This is a genomic window from Mucilaginibacter sp. (assembly GCF_025362475.1).
Lineage (GTDB): Bacteria > Bacteroidota > Bacteroidia > Sphingobacteriales > Sphingobacteriaceae > Mucilaginibacter.
The window spans coordinates 1-16,689 of record NZ_JANYGH010000052.1 but is presented as its reverse complement, the minus strand read 5'-3'; the positions used below and the strand labels follow the sequence as shown (position 1 = coordinate 16,689).

Annotated in this window: 12 protein-coding genes; 7 read left to right on the top strand and 5 right to left on the bottom strand. The window is 41.7% G+C overall.

The window, feature by feature from the left end; genetic code table 11:
• Positions 1-147: 147 nt before the first annotated feature.
• From Q0R88_RS17015 to Q0R88_RS17000, 4 genes are all read right to left on the bottom strand, one after another.
• Complete coding sequence (locus tag Q0R88_RS17015; RefSeq protein WP_295718326.1) at positions 148-1,347, bottom strand: PAS domain-containing sensor histidine kinase; 1,200 nt, start codon at positions 1,345-1,347, stop codon at positions 148-150.
• A 286-nt stretch (positions 1,348-1,633) separates the two neighbouring features.
• Positions 1,634-2,461, bottom strand: a complete 828-nt coding sequence (locus Q0R88_RS17010) for a hypothetical protein (RefSeq protein ID WP_295718325.1) — start codon at positions 2,459-2,461, stop codon at positions 1,634-1,636.
• 260 nt (positions 2,462-2,721) lie between these two features.
• Entirely contained in the window at positions 2,722-3,579 is an 858-nt protein-coding gene (locus Q0R88_RS17005) for a universal stress protein (RefSeq protein ID WP_295718324.1), read from the bottom strand.
• Between the two features lie 204 nt (positions 3,580-3,783).
• Entirely contained in the window at positions 3,784-5,082 is a 1,299-nt protein-coding gene (locus Q0R88_RS17000) for an aminotransferase class V-fold PLP-dependent enzyme (protein ID WP_295718322.1), read from the bottom strand.
• A gap of 417 nt (positions 5,083-5,499) precedes the next feature.
• Between Q0R88_RS17000 and Q0R88_RS16995 the strand changes: the two genes are divergently transcribed.
• From Q0R88_RS16995 to Q0R88_RS16965, 7 genes are all read left to right on the top strand, one after another.
• Positions 5,500-8,640, top strand: a complete 3,141-nt coding sequence (locus tag Q0R88_RS16995; protein WP_295718320.1) for a TonB-dependent receptor — start codon at positions 5,500-5,502, stop codon at positions 8,638-8,640.
• Positions 8,641-8,651: 11 nt separating this feature from the next.
• A complete protein-coding gene (locus Q0R88_RS16990) occupies positions 8,652-10,469 on the top strand; it encodes a RagB/SusD family nutrient uptake outer membrane protein (RefSeq protein WP_295718317.1) in 1,818 nt (605 codons plus the stop codon).
• Between the two features lie 19 nt (positions 10,470-10,488).
• A complete protein-coding gene (locus Q0R88_RS16985; protein WP_295718315.1) occupies positions 10,489-11,193 on the top strand; it encodes a DUF3823 domain-containing protein in 705 nt (234 codons plus the stop codon).
• A 22-nt stretch (positions 11,194-11,215) separates the two neighbouring features.
• On the top strand, positions 11,216-12,367 hold the full coding sequence (locus Q0R88_RS16980) for a hypothetical protein (protein WP_295718313.1): 1,152 nt from the start codon (positions 11,216-11,218) through the stop codon (positions 12,365-12,367).
• Positions 12,368-12,448: 81 nt separating this feature from the next.
• Positions 12,449-13,423, top strand: a complete 975-nt coding sequence (locus Q0R88_RS16975; RefSeq protein WP_295718312.1) for a family 43 glycosylhydrolase — start codon at positions 12,449-12,451, stop codon at positions 13,421-13,423.
• 1 nt (position 13,424) lies between these two features.
• Positions 13,425-14,429, top strand: a complete 1,005-nt coding sequence (locus tag Q0R88_RS16970; RefSeq protein WP_295718311.1) for a family 43 glycosylhydrolase — start codon at positions 13,425-13,427, stop codon at positions 14,427-14,429.
• A 26-nt stretch (positions 14,430-14,455) separates the two neighbouring features.
• Positions 14,456-15,724 (top strand): glycoside hydrolase family 71/99-like protein, encoded by a 1,269-nt coding sequence (locus tag Q0R88_RS16965; protein WP_295718308.1) that lies wholly within the window; start codon positions 14,456-14,458, stop codon positions 15,722-15,724.
• Positions 15,725-15,894: 170 nt separating this feature from the next.
• On the opposite strand, the gene Q0R88_RS16960 is transcribed toward Q0R88_RS16965, so the two are convergent.
• On the bottom strand, positions 15,895-16,284 hold the full coding sequence (locus Q0R88_RS16960; RefSeq protein WP_295718306.1) for a VOC family protein: 390 nt from the start codon (positions 16,282-16,284) through the stop codon (positions 15,895-15,897).
• Positions 16,285-16,689: the final 405 nt, after the last annotated feature.

Here is a 16,689-nt window from a genome sequence, read left to right as displayed (position 1 = left end):
GGTGAAACCAACCCAATTGCTGATAACTCAACTGAAGAAGGACGTGTATTAAACCGTCGTGTTCAGTTCAAACAAAAATAATCTTTAATAAAATATTATTTGAAAAGGCTCCGGATAACCCGGAGCTTTTTTTGTTTTATGTTATAACTATATTACACTGAATAACGGAAAGATCAATTTAAAATCAGTACCCGATGACTCACTGCTTTTAAACTGAATAGTACCGTTCATTAATTTCACATAACGCTGAACGATATTTAAGCCTAAGCCTGTTCCCGGAATATCCTGGGTATTATCCGCCCTGAAAAAAGCTTCAAATAAATGCTCCTGGTCTTTCAACGGAATACCTATTCCATTGTCTTTAAGCCGTATTTCATACTCCTTATCATCAATTTTTGTTTCCAACTCAATTAAGCAAATATCACGCGAGTACTTAATAGCATTTGAAATTAAATTACTTAAACAATATTTAAGCAAGCTTTGATCAAGTAAACAAATTGTATGTATACCGGCGTGGTTGTAAAATAATTTCTGGTTTTTATTAGTCAGCTGCCTCATTTCATTTAACAGCTCCTCGCAAAAAATTACAAGATCAAATTCCCCGTAGATAGGGATGATCTTACCTGCTTCTATTTGTTCAACAGATAAAAAATCGCCTAAAATATCTGTTAAATCCTTAACCGATGCCTTAATTTTATGCAGGTGCATCATGATTTTTTCTTTATCCAACCTGTTAAAATAGCGTTCAATTAATGAAGCAGACAATTGTATACAGCTTAGTGGCGACCTAAACTCATGCGAAGCCATAGATACAAAGTACGTTCTGGCCTGGTTAATTTCCTTTTCTTTTTCTAATAAATCCTCAGCCTCGTTCTGTGATATTTTCAGCTGAGCTATTAGTTTTTGCAATTCGATAGTACGGTCATGAACAACTGATTCAAGGTTATTAGTATATTCCATTAGCTGTTCAGCCATCTTTTTTTCAACGCTCAGGTCATGAATTACCGCGGTAAAAACTACTTCATCGTTACATAACACCTTGCGTAATGCTAATTTAACGGGAAAGGTACTCCCATCTTTTTTTATCCCGGTTGCTTCACACTCCTTGCCTGTTATATTAATTATCCATGTATCCGCATTGTTCTTTACATGCTTCTGCCGGGATAATTCATCTTTAAAATGTAAGAGTGTTTCAACCTGCTCATTAATCAATTCCCGTGACTGGTATCCAAAAAGCTCACATAACCGGGTATTTACTAATTTGATGATCCCTTTTTGATCAATATTGATAATTCCATCAATAGCATTCTCAATTATCGCATGTAGCAATGCTTCATTATTCATCATTCGTTAACAAGGAAAAGTTACTGTAAAGAGGATCTTAGTTATGATCTGTAAATATTGGATGTATCATTAGTTAAACAAATGATGAGCATCACTTTGGATAACTAAAATTGAAGTAATTACAATAACAGATCGCGTTTATTTAATTATAAACCGTTTATAAAACCATCTTTTTACAATTTATGCAAAAGTATGTAGCATGCTATTAATAACATGACACAACTCAATGGAACCCTGAATAGCCCAAGGCACTTCCCTGATCAGTTTTATTGTTCACTTTAATACCTGATTAATACGGAAATACGAGCACAGGAACGGTGAGGTTTTCAGGGAGTTTATCTTTTATATCGGTACCTATTATTTCGGCAAAATGATACCGGTGATTAATCATAACCAACAGATCATTATGCATCCCGTTTTCGAGAACATCCACAGCGGTTGATAGGTTTCTCTCTCTGATATTATTAAAATACAATTGATCATAATTAACATTCTTACATATCGCTATATTAAAAACATCAAAAGCATACTTTTCATCCATATGCGGCAGGCCTTTTGCCGATAAATGGGCAATAGAAAGATGGGCCTTTATAGCTTTTGCCATATCAACCAGGTAACGCACAATGTGTAACCGGCAATAACGAAGGTCGGCTATGTAAACTATCCGTTCAAGATTCTTTATTTGCCAGTTGGCAGGTACCAGCATCAGAGGGCAAAGCACCTTGTTCAGTAAATAATTAACGTTTATTTTAATGGCTGAGGTAGGTGTACCGTGGCCCATACCTTTAACCATCAGCCATATTTGTTCTTTATTAACCAGTGCGGCAAGTTCCGTTTCATTGGCATTTGAAATATCAATTTCTTTTATCTCTGGTTTAAATGCCTGATCATCAATATAAGGTACCGACAAATGGCCAGGCACATTATTAACGGGTAATGCATTATCTGTATAACCACTTCCGTTTTTGGTTAATACTTTTTCAAAAACTTTACTTTTTATCTTATTGGTGTTAGCTATAAGAATGTTTGCATGGTTTTTTTCGGCCATTAACTGAACAAATGCCCTGGTATGACCAGCTTCGGCAGAATGATCATTTATTACAAGGATTGTTTTCATAATGATGAGATTAGAACAAGTGAGATACTACTAAGTAAAGTTTAAAAAATACTGGCAGTAAATTAGTGACCACCATCACACGGAAATGTATTTCTGATCATGAATAGGCCACATCCAGGTACCGGCATACATATTCCTGGTGCTTTTTAAGTTTTGTTTTATACATTAAAAACGACCATTGGCTTGGCTCAGGCCCTCCATAAATAATAACAAAAGCCTCATTATAAGAGGCTTTTTACAATATAAAAAACTGAATGCTATTAATTTTGCGCGTGGAATACAAGCAGTGGAATTTCTATTTTATTGGCCATTTTCTGTGTAACGCTGCCGTTTAACAAGCCATGCAAAAAGCTATGCGAATGATGTACCATTGCTAAAATATCAACATGGCCGTGTACACATAGCCAGTTTAAGCCATCATCAGGCTTCTCTCCTTCGCATATGCGGTAATATATATGAGAGTAATTGCTTTTGTTGGATAGATCAGTCATGAACGGCCCTATAAGTGTTTTAAAACCATCAGCATGCTCCTTTCCCTTAGCTATATGGGTAATTAATATTTCGGCATCAAGCATCCTTGCAAATGGTATCAATTCATATACAAATTTTAAATCCTCCTCGGGGTGTTTAAAATCTGTGGCAAAAGCAATTTTCTTTATCGGTTTTATAGCAACCTTAGGCGGAATCAGCAGCAAAGGTTTTGACGCGTAATTGATAGCTCCTTTAGCATGATTCCCTAAAAGGAATTTACTGAGGCCCCTGCCGTGGGTTCCCATAACTATCATATCAACATGACTGTTTTCAATAACTTGTTTTAACACACTGTTAAAATCGCCCATTTCGTTAATACAGGTTACCTTAGGCTTAACATCATCATTTGATTCCTTGCTTTGTAACCGGGCCGCTAATTTTTCAAGCTCGGCAAGGCTATCATCCATAATATGCTGATAATCATCCATTGGCCAAACTACCATTCCTGCTTCGGGTATTTCGGCCGGCACAATAAAGGCATTACACAAAATCAGCTTAGCTTTAAGTTGCTTTACCAGGTCATAAGCGTATTCAGCCGCATGTGTTGCGGTGTCTGAAAAATCGGTTGGGGCAAGTATGGTTTTCATGGTTATGGGTGATTGATTTTATTGACATAAAATTCCGAAATAACCGGCAACAAATTAATGATATTGGTCATATCTGTTAATGACATGTAACAATAAACACGTTTTCAAATAATTCTCTGCTGAGCAAAAAAATCAATACAATTTCATCCTGCTAATTTTAATACAGGTAGTCCCTAACTTAAACCTCATCAGTAAAATACATCGCTACCCTATCTTTCCAGCTACCTCGGTAATTGCTTTCACCAACTTGTCCAGATCGGCAATGGTGGTATACACATGCGGGGTTATCCGCACACAGCTTACATTTTCAAACACTATCGACACGGTATGGATCTTATACTGGTTAAACAATGCCGCCTCCAGTTGCGCAGGAGTCATGCCATCAACAGATACACCGCATATAGCGCAGGAATATTCGGGTTTTAATGAGGTATGCAATTTTACTTTGGGCAGGTGCTGCACCTTACCGGCCCAGTAATTTTTAAGGTAGCGAATCCGCTCCTCTTTGCGTTTGCTGCCGATAGCCAGCTGAAAGTTTACAGCCTCGCCTATCCCCTGTTCTATCGGGAAACTACGGGTACCCAGGTTTTCAAATTTACGAATATCCGGGCCCTGCGGATTATCATCGCACAACAGGGGCAATACTTTGGATATTTTTTCTTTTTTAATCCACATCATCCCGCTGCCAATAGGCGCCGAGAGGAATTTATGCAAACTGGTGCCAAAGTAATCACAATTTAAATCGGGTATTTTAAAATCCAATAACCCAAAAGAGTGCGCGCCATCCACAATAACCTCTATACCTCTGGCATGCGCCATATCACATATTTTGCGGACCGGCATAATTTGCCCCACATAGTTAACTATATGCGTAACGTGTATCAGTTTTGTTTTGGAGGTGATGGCATCCTGGTAAGCTTTCACAATTTGCCCGTCATCCTCTATCGGAAAATCAAAAGTTAGCTGCTTATAAACAATTCCTTCGCGCAATGCCCGTTGCCGGTAAGCCTGCACCATGTGGGGGTAATCCAATTTGGCGCCTATCACCTCATCACCACTTTTTAGCGGCAGACCATATATAATGGTATTGAGCGATTCGGTAGCATTACGGTTCACGGCTATCTCATCGGGCAGGGCTCCTGCTAATAATGCCAGTTTCTCGCGCAGGGGTTCGCGACCCTGGTCAAGTATCCGCCACATGTAGTATGATGGCCCTTCATTAGTTAGTTGGTTGTATCGTTCAACCGCCTGCTGCACTACCAGGGGCGAAGGCGAGACACCCCCATTATTAAGATTGATAATATTGGAGTTTACCGAATAAGACCGTTGAATTACAGCCCAAAAATCTTCATCCTGCGCCACCTGTTGGGGCGTTAAATGGGTTATTTTATTTTGAGCTGATTTCCAGTCCTGGGCATGTGCCTGGTTAAACAAGCTTGATGCCGAAAAAGCGCCGGTAAGCACGGCCGCTTGCTTAATAAAACTGCGTCGGTTATTGGTCATAAACGAATTTAGGGTATTGAGCGCACACAAGCAAATGATGTAATAAAAGTTTAACAGATAGTTTTATTGCACTCCTTGCCTGCCTGTTTTAAATTCAATAAAAGCCGTCCGCTTGTTTAAAAAAATACAATCGATTGCGAAAAATATCTCAAAAGTGATTCTTTTAATGCTTTTACAGCTAAAATTAATCTATTATTTATTTTTTATTAATGAACGCCTCTTCTTTTGTGTCATTAATATAAACCAATTATAGCACCTCCCGCCATCAATGGCACCGGGTGATTTATTAATCAAACTAAATGACATCATGTACCACTACGAAGCTAAGCCGCCGTAAGTATGCCGCCGCACGCGCTATTTATTACCCTAACATGGTAAACCAAACCAATTAAACTTAACCATTAACAGAGAGACAATATGAAAAAATTAAAATACTTACTTATACTCCTCTTTCTTTTCCCCATTAGTTTGTTAGCCCAGCAAACTACCATCAACGGAAAGGTCATAGATTTAACCGATGGGTCGGCACTTCCGGGGGTAAGTGTAAAAATTAAAGGCACTACCGCTGGCGCCATAACTGATATTGCAGGAAAATTCAGTCTTAACGTTGCAAACCCAAACGTGTTTTTACAGGTATCTTATATAGGTTACGTTACCAAAGAGGTAGCTGTAAAAGATATAAAAGGCGGTACTATTGCCTTAACCTCAACCAATAAAACCCTTGATGAGGTAGTTGTTGTAGGCTATGGTGTACAAAAAAGAGCCACAATAACCGGCTCTGTATCAACACTTCAAAGTAAAGAGATTACCACAACCAAAAACGAAAGTGTTGTAAACATGCTTACCGGTAAAATACCAGGTGTACGCATTGTACAAACAACCGCCGAACCAGGATCTTACGCCAATAATTTAAATATCAGGGGCTATCAAAGCTCTCCTTTAATTGTAATTGATGGTGTAATAGGTGGCGACCAATCAACCATAGGCCGCATGGATCCCAATGAAATTGAAAGTATTTCTGTACTGAAAGATGCTGCCGCATCCATATATGGTATGAGGGCTGCCGGTGGTGCCATTTTAATAACAACCAAAAAAGGCGGAAAGAACGGAAAGATGAATATTAATTATTCAGTTAATGATGCCATCCAAACATTTTTGGGGATGCCCCAGGGCGTAGGCGCTGTAGATTATATGATGCTGACAAATGAAAAAGTTAAACGCGATTTCGCCAATAATTTTGTAGCTAATGTAACTCCGCAATATTCATATGCCGATATGAAACCATGGCTTGATGGTACTAATAAAACAGCCGACTGGGTGGGTATGGTTTTCAGGAAAACGGCCAACCAAATACAGCACAATTTAAATATTGACGGTGGAAATGATAAGATAAGCTATTTCTTCAACTTTGGTTATCAAAGGCAGGATGGCGTTTTTAAAACCGGAGACTTAAACTACAACAAGTATAATTTCCGATCAAACGTTACGGCCAACATCACAAAAGGATTAAAGGCACAGGTATTAACATCAGCCTGGATGGATGAGAAAAACCAGCCTTTTACCGATGAGTGGACTGTTTATAAGTACACCTGGAACCAGATACCTACACACCAGATCTATGCCAATAACAATCCTTTATACCCTGCTGTAATGGATGATAACATGAATCCTTCAATCTTCACCGATGCCGATAAAGTAGGTTCAAAACGGAGCAGGAATAAAAGCATTACAAGTCAGTTAAATTTACAGTATGACATACCGGGCATACCCGGCTTGAGCGCCAAGGCTTTGTTTAACATTGATTATGGGGTTAATGATTTTAATCAAATAAAAAAGACATTTTCCTTATATACTTATAAAGCAGCTGATGATACTTACATACCAAGTGTAGTAAATTCACCTTCAGGTATTACCCGTGCTTATTACACCCATTTAAATACGTTAAGCCAGGTTACATTAAATTATGCTCATACGTTTTTTGATGATCATAACATCACAGCGATGGCTACCTATGAGCAAAGCCATGAAACTGCCGATAATTTTAATGCTTACCGTGATACGGAGATCCCTGTAGCTTATTTATTCGGAGGACTGCAAAACTCTAACATGGCGGGCGGTATGGACGCCGGCGCTTTACAGGATCGTGCACACAGGAGTATTATAGGAAGGTTCAATTACGATTATAAAGGAAAGTATCTTGCAGAATTTAGCTTCCGCAGAGATGGTAACAATTTGTATAAGCCGGGAGCAGATCAATGGGGCTTTTTCCCCGGCGGATCAATAGGCTGGGTCTTGACTAAAGAAAACTTTTTCCGCAGCCTTATTTCTGAAAACATCCTCAGCAACTTAAAGATCAGAGCCTCTTATGGCCAGGTTGGTGCCGAAGATAATGCGCCTCCTTTTAATTATGTTAACGGGTATACCTACCCGGTAAACAGTTATATTTTTGGCCCGAGCGCAGTAAACGGATCGGCCCCAAAATTGGGCAACGCCGGTTTAACATGGTCGGTAAATACCTTGAAGAATATAGCCATCGATTTCGGCTTATTTGGTGGCAAAGTTGATGGAACTATTGAAGTTTTCAGAAACGACAGAACAGGATTACCAGCCAAGCCTTCTACAGCATTACCGGGAACTGTGGGTGCAGAGGTGCCACAGATTAACTATAACAGCGACAGGGTACAGGGATTGGATTTCAACTTATCGTACAGGAACACCTTTGGTAAGGTGGGCGTAAACCTTACCGGTAACATAGGTACAACCCGCTTAAAAAACATGACTGTTCTGCGTGGTAATTCAGGTAACGAGTACTCAAACTGGAAAGAGAACCAAACAAACAGGTATCAGAATGTTTGGTGGGGACCAGAATATGCCGGGCAGTTTACCACCTACAAACAAATATACAATTATGGTATAAACACAGGTGGGGGTAATAATAATGTAGTACCGGGTGACTATTACTATAAGGACTGGAACGGCGACGGGGTTATAGATGATAAGGACAGCCATCCTATTGCAACTACCGATATCCCATTATATAACTATGGCTTTACCGTAGGCGTAAGCTACAAGGGCTTTGATATGAACATGCTTTTACAAGGCGCCGCGGGTGTTTACGTACAATACGGCGAGCAATTTGCATCCCCATTGATGTATGGCAGAAGCGCGTTAACCCGCTTTTTGGACAGCTGGCACACCGCAGATCCTGCTGCAAACGTTTTTGACCCCAACACACAATGGGTACCGGGATATTACCCTGCAATGGGATCGCCAGACGCTCAAGGCACAAAAGCTATACAGAACGCCAGTTACCTGCGTGTAAAAACACTTGAATTTGGTTACTCTTTATCTCCGGCAGTTTTGAAAAGCATAGGTGTTAGAAAACTCAGGATATATGTAAACAGCTACAACCTGTTAACATTTACCGGCTTAAAGAACTATGATCCTGAACACCAGGGCCCTAACCCAAGAGACAATAACGATTTCGGCAAGGCCTTAGGCGGATACACCTACCCAATGAACAGGACTTTTAATCTGGGAGCTAACGTTTCCTTTTAAACCATTGACACATGAAAAGTATACATAAATTAATTATAGCAATATCCATCAGCGTAGGAGGCTCGCTAACTTCCTGCCAAAAGCTGGATATTCCGCCAACCAATATAGTTACGCCCGACGTTATATACAGTAGCGAAGCTGGTGTTAAGTCGTTTTTAGCAACCATATATCAAAATTTACCTATCGAGGACTTTAAATACAGACCAGATCAGGGATTTAAAACAGGCGGTAACGATTGGGAGAATTTTTACAATTCGGCCTCTGTTAACGGCGAAGAAGTTGGCCCTTTTGGCGGCATGGATATTGGAGGCGGCTTTGGCTACTGGCCATACGGCGATATCAGGAATGTTAATACACTGATAGCGGAACTGCCTAAACACGTTGCCAAGCTAAGCCAGCCAACGGTAAATGCACTTTTGGGCGAGGCCCACTTTTTAAGAGCATACTATTATTTTAGTATGGCCAAACGTTATGGTGGTGTGCCTATCATAACAGTACCACAAGATCCGGCAGCGGCGCTATCTACGCTCCAGGTACACCGCGATAAAGAACAGGCTACATGGGATTTTATTGGTACTGAGCTTGATTTGGGTTATCAAATGATGCCCGAAACCAGTGATGCCGGCAGAGCCAACAGATATGCGGCAGCTGCATTAAAATCAAGAGCAATGCTATATGCAGCATGTGTTGCCAGGTATGGCTCCGTAAACTTTGTTGATGGCCCGGCGCGCGCGCAAGGTTTAGTAGGTATCCCTGCGGACAAAGCAACTGCCTATTTCCAGGCTGCTTATGATGCCGCCAAATTATTGGAGGGCCATTACTCGCTCTACAGTGCAAATTCCGACAAGGTACAGAACTATGTTGATCTGTTCTTAAAAAGCGGAAGTCCGGAAAATATCTTTATCAAACAGTATTCTATTGCCAATCATACTGCCCATAGCTGGGATGCTACCATGTCTCCGCGTTACATGACAGCTAACGCGCTTTCCCGTTCATACCCAACTTTAGATTTTGTGCAGCTTTGGGGCGCTTTGCAGGTAACCAATGACGATGGTACACCTAAGCGTTTCGATAACCGCGCCCAATTGATGCAGGGCCTTGAACCAAGGTTGTTAGCCACCGTTTATTTCCCCGGTGCAACTTTAAGGGGCCTTACGTTTGATATGCAAAGAGGTATATACCCCTCTTTTAGCGGCACAGCTGTTGCAGAGGCTGCCAAACAGGCTAACTCCCGTTCATACATACTTGCAGGTGATGTAAAAACATTATTCCAGGGCAAACAGGTAATCGGCTTTACAGGCCCCTGGACAGGAGGCGACGAATTAACGCGCACGGGCTTTTATGTGCGCAAATATGTTGATTATAACAAACCCCAGTCAGCAGTTGATCTAAACAGAAGCGAGCAGCCATGGATTGACCTTCGTTATGGTGAAATACTGCTGAACCGTGCAGAAGCGGCTATGGAATTAGGCAATTCTGGCGATGCATTAACCTCGGTTAACCAAATAAGAAGCCGGGCCGGCGCAACGCCTTACGCTTCTATTGATTTGAATAAAGTTCGTAACGAAAGGCGTATGGAGCTTGCCTTTGAAAACCAATACTACTGGGATTTAAAAAGATGGCGCACTGCCGATGTGGTGCTTGACCGCGCGCACTTTAAAGGCCTGATGCCCTATTATGTATTTAATGAAAACAAATACATTTTCCTAGCCGAACCAGAACTATTTAACCGGGAATATACTTTCCAAAAGCAATTTTATTATGAAGGAATTCCGGGCGGCGAAATTGGCAAGAACCCTAATTTACTCCCTAACAATCCTAATTATTAAGAATTTAAAAATTTAAGATATGAAAAAACTGATTAGTAGAATTTTGGTGGGCGTAGCTATACTGGCAAGTTCTGCATGTACAAAAACAGACAATTATAACGGCCCAAACGCCTCTTTTCAGGGCAATATAGTTTCCTCTGAAGGCGGTAATTTACCAACATCAGGTGGTAGTACCACAATCAAGCTTCAACAAATTGGCTGGACCACCCCACAAACCATCCCAAGTAAGTTTGATGGCACATTTGAGGATACCAAGCTATTTAAAAGTGGCTATAAGGTTGTACCTACCGGAGGCGCTTTTTGGCCTGTGTATGATACGGTAACCGTGAATATTGATAAAGGGACTAAGCATGATTTTGTTGTTACACCATACATCGTGATCAAAAACTTTACCGCCACTTTAACCGGCACAACACTAACCTTAAAGTTTAATATTGAAGCCCCTGTTGCAGCGGGTTTGCCAACTATAAAGGATGCACAGCCTTATGTTAATACAACTAAGCTGGTAGGTACAGGAGCCTCTATACGTGACTTTTCGGACCTAAATGCAAAAGTCATCAATAAAGAGTTTACAGATCTGAGCGCTGCCGATAAAGCTATGACCCTAACGGTTCCTAATCTTATCCCCGGCCGAACATTTTTTGTACGTGTTGGGGTACGGTTAAGCGATAGTTTCAATAGTTCAAATTTCTCGGAAATAGTACAGGTAGATGTTCCTAAATAATTTAACCTTAAACCTAAAGGAAATGAAATTCATTAAAACAACGATGGTATGCTCCATCTTCATGATAGCCCTTACAGTTGCCGGCTGTAAAAAAGAAAAATATCTTTCGCGGGATACATCCGGCCTGAAACCGCCACATATTGATACTACCACGACACCACCACCGGTTGTTGACCCTACACTGGTGGTATTTGACAATGCCGACGCTAAGGACGGATGGCAAACCGTAGGTGATGTAAACATTACCACAACCGGCCAAAAAGAAGGAACCGGCTATATCAAAAACACCATTGCCAACGGCGGCGATTTCATGCAGTTTATTAAGGATTTACCAACACCATTGGATACCAAACTTAATGGAACTAATGGCCAGTTTAAATTCTGGTGGTATGTATCAGATGTATCCCTGCTTAAAGCTGATGGTTCTATTGAGATCACCAGCTCAGGAAAATCAGATGCCTTTGAGTCGGCCTGGGATGTAGCGCCGTTAATTCCAACATTAAAAAATGGCTGGAACGAGATCTCGCTTAACTTTAGCAAAGCCATAAAAACAGGAGATGGTGGTGCAGATTATTCGGCTATAAATCACTTCCGTATATTTTTCTTTACAAAAACTAAAGACCACGGCGACCTGGTAACCGGAGTGGACGACTTTGTATTTAAGGCTGCGCCGGCGCCGCCAGCGGTTGAACTTGATGCCTGCGACCTAAAAGACGGCTGGCAAACTGTGGGGGATGTAAATATTGCAACCACAGGCCAAAAAGAAGGGGCAGGTTATATCAAAAACACCATTGCAAATGGTGGCGATTTTATGCAGTATATAAAAGAGGTGGCTGCACCGCTTAATACAACCTTTACCGAAACTACCGGCAGGTTCCAATTCTGGTGGTATGTATCTGATGTATCTCTTCTTAAGGCTGATGGCTCCATTGAGATAACGAGTTCAGGAAAATCAGATGCCTTTGAGTCGGCCTGGGATGTGGCGCCGCTTATACCGTCCTTAAAAAATGGATGGAACCTAATAACGATCGATTTTGATAAATCCATCAAAACGGGCGATGGAGGAGCCGATTATACAGCGATCAATCACTTCCGCATCTTCTTCTTTACCACCGGTAAAGATCACGCCGATCTGGTTACCGGTATAGACGATCTGAAGTTTATATCAAAATAACCTTATCCCTACCTCTAATTTTTAAACATCAAAATAGCAGAGAGTTACTACTCTCTGCTATTTTAAAGACACATTATCCTAATGATTAAATGTAATTTATTAAGCATTTCAGCAGTAATGGTTATGGCGCTGTTATCCACAGCACCATGTAAGGCCCAGGAAAAGCCTGCCGAAACCACACCCGTTGGCGTACCCTTTGTAACAGATATTTACACCGCAGACCCATCCGCACATGTATGGAAGGATGGCCGCTTATATGTATATCCATCCCATGATGTTGCCCCCCCTCGCGGTTGTGACCTAATGGACCAATACCATGTTTATTCAACTGATGATATGATACACTGGAAAGATCATGGCGAAATACTGCGCGCCAGCCAGGTTGAATGGGGCCGCCCCGAAGGTGGCTTTATGTGGGCACCGGATTGTGCTTATAAAAATGGCATCTATTACTTCTATTTCCCCCACCCAAGCGGCACGGCCTGGAACAGTACCTGGAAAATAGGCGTTGCTACCAGTAAAAGCCCGGCAAGCGGTTTTAAATCGCAGGGGTATATCAAGGGGCTGGAATCAATGATAGATCCATGTGTGTTTATTGATGATGACGGACAAGCCTACTTTTATTACGGCGGCGGCGGTACCTGCAAAGGCGGTAAGCTAAAAAGCAATATGGTTGAAATTGACGGCGAAATGCAAAAAATGGAAGGCCTGGAAGATTTTCACGAAGCCAGCTGGGTGCATAAACGTAACGGCATTTATTACCTCTCCTACTCAGATAACCATGATGTTGCCGGCAAGCACAATCAAATGCGCTATGCAACCAGCACCAGCCCTTTAGGCCCCTGGACCTCAAAAGGCATCTACATGGATCCTACCGATAGCTATACCAATCATGGTTCCATCGTTCAGTTTAAGGGCCAATGGTACGCGTTTTATCATAACAGTTCTATATCTAATCAGGATTGGTTAAGATCAATCTGCGTTGATAAGCTTTATTATAATGCCGATGGTACTATAAAAAAAGTAGTGCCAACAGGCGCTATAAAAAGCAAATAATATGAACAGGAAGATAATCCATAGCATTCTCTTCATAGCATCGATTTTAATAACCGGTAGCTGTGCAAAAAAAGGTGATACCAATAAAAACACACCTCCGCCGGTTATTGAAGGTGCTGAGGGCGATGGGTTCAAAAATCCCTTTGTTACTGATATTTATACAGCCGATCCATCAGCCCACGTTTGGGCCGATGGAAGGCTGTATATATACCCATCCCATGATGTAGACCCGCCGCGGGGATGCGATCTGATGGATAAATATCACGTTTACTCAACCAATGATATGGTGCATTGGCGCGACGAAGGCCAAATATTAAGCGCCGCGAATGTTGATTGGGGACGCGCCGATGGCGGTTTTATGTGGGCGCCCGATTGTGCTTATAAAAACGGCACTTACTACTTCTATTTTCCGCACCCAAGCGGTACCGAATGGAATACCACCTGGAAAATAGGTGTAGCCACCAGTAAAAGCCCGGCCAAAGATTTTAAATCGCAGGGCTACATCAAGGGTTTGGAATCATTGATAGATCCATGTGTGTTTGTTGACGACGACGGGCAGGCCTATTTATACTACGGCGGCGGCAACATTTGTAAAGGCGGCAAGCTGAAGGATAACATGATGGAACTTGATGGCGAAATGAAAACCATGCAGGGCCTCACCGATTTTCATGAGGCAAGCTGGGTACACAAACGGAATGGGGTATACTACTTATCATACGCCGATAACTTTAATGAAGCCAGTAAACATAACCGCATGCGCTATGCAACAAGCAGTAGCCCCTTAGGTCCCTGGACTTATAAGGGTGTATATATAGACCCAACAGACAGTTTTACTGATCATGGTTCTATCGTTGAATTTAAAGGCCAGTGGTATGCCTTTTACCATAACAGCTCGCTATCACACAACGATTGGCTGCGGTCAATTTGCGTAAACAAGCTGTATTACAATGCAGATGGTACCATCCGCAAGATCATCCAGACAGATATAAACGGGAAGAAAAAATAAAAGCATTTACAAAAAACCAAACTGACATGAGGAAAAGATTTAATGTGTTGCTGATAACAGCATTGATAGCCGTAAGCTATAGCTGTTCAAAAAAACATAGCCCCGATCCGGCGCCGCCGGTAACACCAACGGATACTATCGACCGTACCCAGTCGCCGGTTGGTGATGTGGTAGGTAAAGTTGTTGTTGGCTACCAGGGATGGTTTGCCGCAATAGGCGATGGATCGCCAATTGACAGGTACTGGCACTGGGCACAAACCTGGGAGCAGCAGCCGTCGCCAACCAACAAGGCGATTTCGGCATGGCCAGATGTGCGCGATTATACCCATACCTTCCCAACCAAATTTGCTAATCTGAACAACGGTCAGCCGGCCACACTGTTCTCATCGTTTTCAGATCAAACCATTGATGTACAATTTAAATGGATGAAACAATATGGCATTGACGGTGCGGCGTTACAACGCTTTAATCCCAGTGGATTGGAAGGCCCGGTGCGTGATGCCATGGCCGCCAAAACCAAGGTTGCAGCAGAGGCCAATGGCGTAAAGTTTTACATTATGTATGATGTAAGCGGCTGGACAAATATGCAAAGCGAATTAAAAACCGACTGGACCAATAAGATGTCGCAATATACTTCGTCGCCTGCCTATGCAAAGCAAAACGGCAAACCGGTGGTATGCATCTGGGGCTTTGGCTTTGCAGATGATAACCACAATTTTACCGCAGCAAATTGCCTTGAGGTAATTAAATGGTTTAAAAGCAAAGGATGTTACGTTATTGGAGGTGTGCCCACAAACTGGTTGACACAAACCAGCGATTCACGTTCGGAATTTTTAAGTACATATAAAGCATTTGACATGCTTTCGCCCTGGATGGTTGGGCGAATTGGCAATGCCAACCAGTCCGACGGCTTTTATGTAACTATCAATAAGGCCGATCAGGCTTATTGTAATGCCAACGGTATTGATTACCAGCCCTGCGTTATGCCCGGTGATCTATCAGCCCATCAGCGTGCCCACGGCGATTTTATGTGGAGGCAATTTTACAACATGACCAGGGTTGGCGCCCAGGGTATTTATATCTCGATGTTTGATGAGTACAACGAAGGTAACCAGATAGCCAAAACCGCCGAAACCCAGGCCTTTGTGCCGGCAGGATCGGGCTTTTTATCATTAGATGAAGATGGCACAGCCTGCTCTGCAGACTATTACCTAAGGCTTACCGGCGACGGAGCCAAGATGTTTAAGAAAACAATTCCGCTCACCGCAACAAGGCCAACAAAGCCCGTGTTGTAAGTTAATGTTACATGTGAAAAAAAGGCCGCCGGGATCAATGGTCTCAGCGGCCTTTTTTGCTTCATTATCAATATAAATATGTCATTGAGCACGGCGCGATGTATACGAGGCGAATCTGCATAGTCCAGGATGTCTTGTACCTAACTATAACCAGTTAAGAAAAAATATGGTTAGGTTTTAGGCCGACCAAAAAACAAAACATAGCCATCAGCATCTGTTACTTCAAAACCACGCAGCCCATCGCTGTTGTCCCCGAGGGGCTTCCGAAATAATGTACCGTTTGATCTGAATTCTTCAAATAAGGCATCAGGCTCTTCAATAGAAATGTACGCATCCCAGGGAGCCCACTCATGCCGCGTATGATTCGGAATGGGTTTTATGTCATCAGCGATAGCTTTCAGCATAATGGAAACAGGGCCACGGCCCACCATCGCCCAATATGGATCATCGTCAGGACCAGTATACCAAACTTCAAACCCAAGTTTATCTACATAAAACGATACCGAATCTTTTAAATTCGAAACAATAAAAAAAGGCGTAATGAAGTTAAGCTTTGACATTATTTTACATTTATATAGTGAGGTAAGCAGCTAATGCATACTTCGTTATTATAAATATCAGGAGTTCAAAGATTGAAAGCAAATCTTAATTCTAACCGAATATTAAATGGCTGTCTAAATTTGATTCATTAATGTTTTTATGCTCTAATGATGCACATATTTTCGCGTCATTGCGAGGTACTAAGCAATCTCCACATAGGCAAATCGAATAGTTAGGTTATACACTTTTCTGTTCGCTCTGTAGAGCAAAGAGATTGCTTCGTACCTCGCAATTGTAAAGGTCAACTAATTCGGTAACAGAATTAGCTTTAAGGAATAAAGCTAAATGTTATGCGAAACATTAACAATGACCTTACATTAAAGCGGAACTACCTGAATAAGTATCGTTTTCTAATTACAGAATAT

What these genes read in the sequence shown, in the direction of transcription:
- Q0R88_RS17005 (WP_295718324.1), bottom strand. Translation starts at nt 3,579, where the DNA reads ATGAAAACCATACTTGCCCCAACCGATTTTTCAGACACCGCAACACAT.
- Q0R88_RS16990 (WP_295718317.1), top strand. Translation starts at nt 8,652, where the DNA reads ATGAAAAGTATACATAAATTAATTATAGCAATATCCATCAGCGTAGGA.
- Q0R88_RS17010 (WP_295718325.1), bottom strand. Translation starts at nt 2,461, where the DNA reads ATGAAAACAATCCTTGTAATAAATGATCATTCTGCCGAAGCTGGTCAT.
- Q0R88_RS17015 (WP_295718326.1), bottom strand. Translation starts at nt 1,347, where the DNA reads ATGATGAATAATGAAGCATTGCTACATGCGATAATTGAGAATGCTATT.
- Q0R88_RS16980 (WP_295718313.1), top strand. Translation starts at nt 11,216, where the DNA reads ATGAAATTCATTAAAACAACGATGGTATGCTCCATCTTCATGATAGCC.
- Q0R88_RS16970 (WP_295718311.1), top strand. Translation starts at nt 13,425, where the DNA reads ATGAACAGGAAGATAATCCATAGCATTCTCTTCATAGCATCGATTTTA.
- Q0R88_RS16995 (WP_295718320.1), top strand. Translation starts at nt 5,500, where the DNA reads ATGAAAAAATTAAAATACTTACTTATACTCCTCTTTCTTTTCCCCATT.
- Q0R88_RS17000 (WP_295718322.1), bottom strand. Translation starts at nt 5,082, where the DNA reads ATGACCAATAACCGACGCAGTTTTATTAAGCAAGCGGCCGTGCTTACC.
- Q0R88_RS16985 (WP_295718315.1), top strand. Translation starts at nt 10,489, where the DNA reads ATGAAAAAACTGATTAGTAGAATTTTGGTGGGCGTAGCTATACTGGCA.
- Q0R88_RS16975 (WP_295718312.1), top strand. Translation starts at nt 12,449, where the DNA reads ATGATTAAATGTAATTTATTAAGCATTTCAGCAGTAATGGTTATGGCG.
- Q0R88_RS16965 (WP_295718308.1), top strand. Translation starts at nt 14,456, where the DNA reads ATGAGGAAAAGATTTAATGTGTTGCTGATAACAGCATTGATAGCCGTA.
- Q0R88_RS16960 (WP_295718306.1), bottom strand. Translation starts at nt 16,284, where the DNA reads ATGTCAAAGCTTAACTTCATTACGCCTTTTTTTATTGTTTCGAATTTA.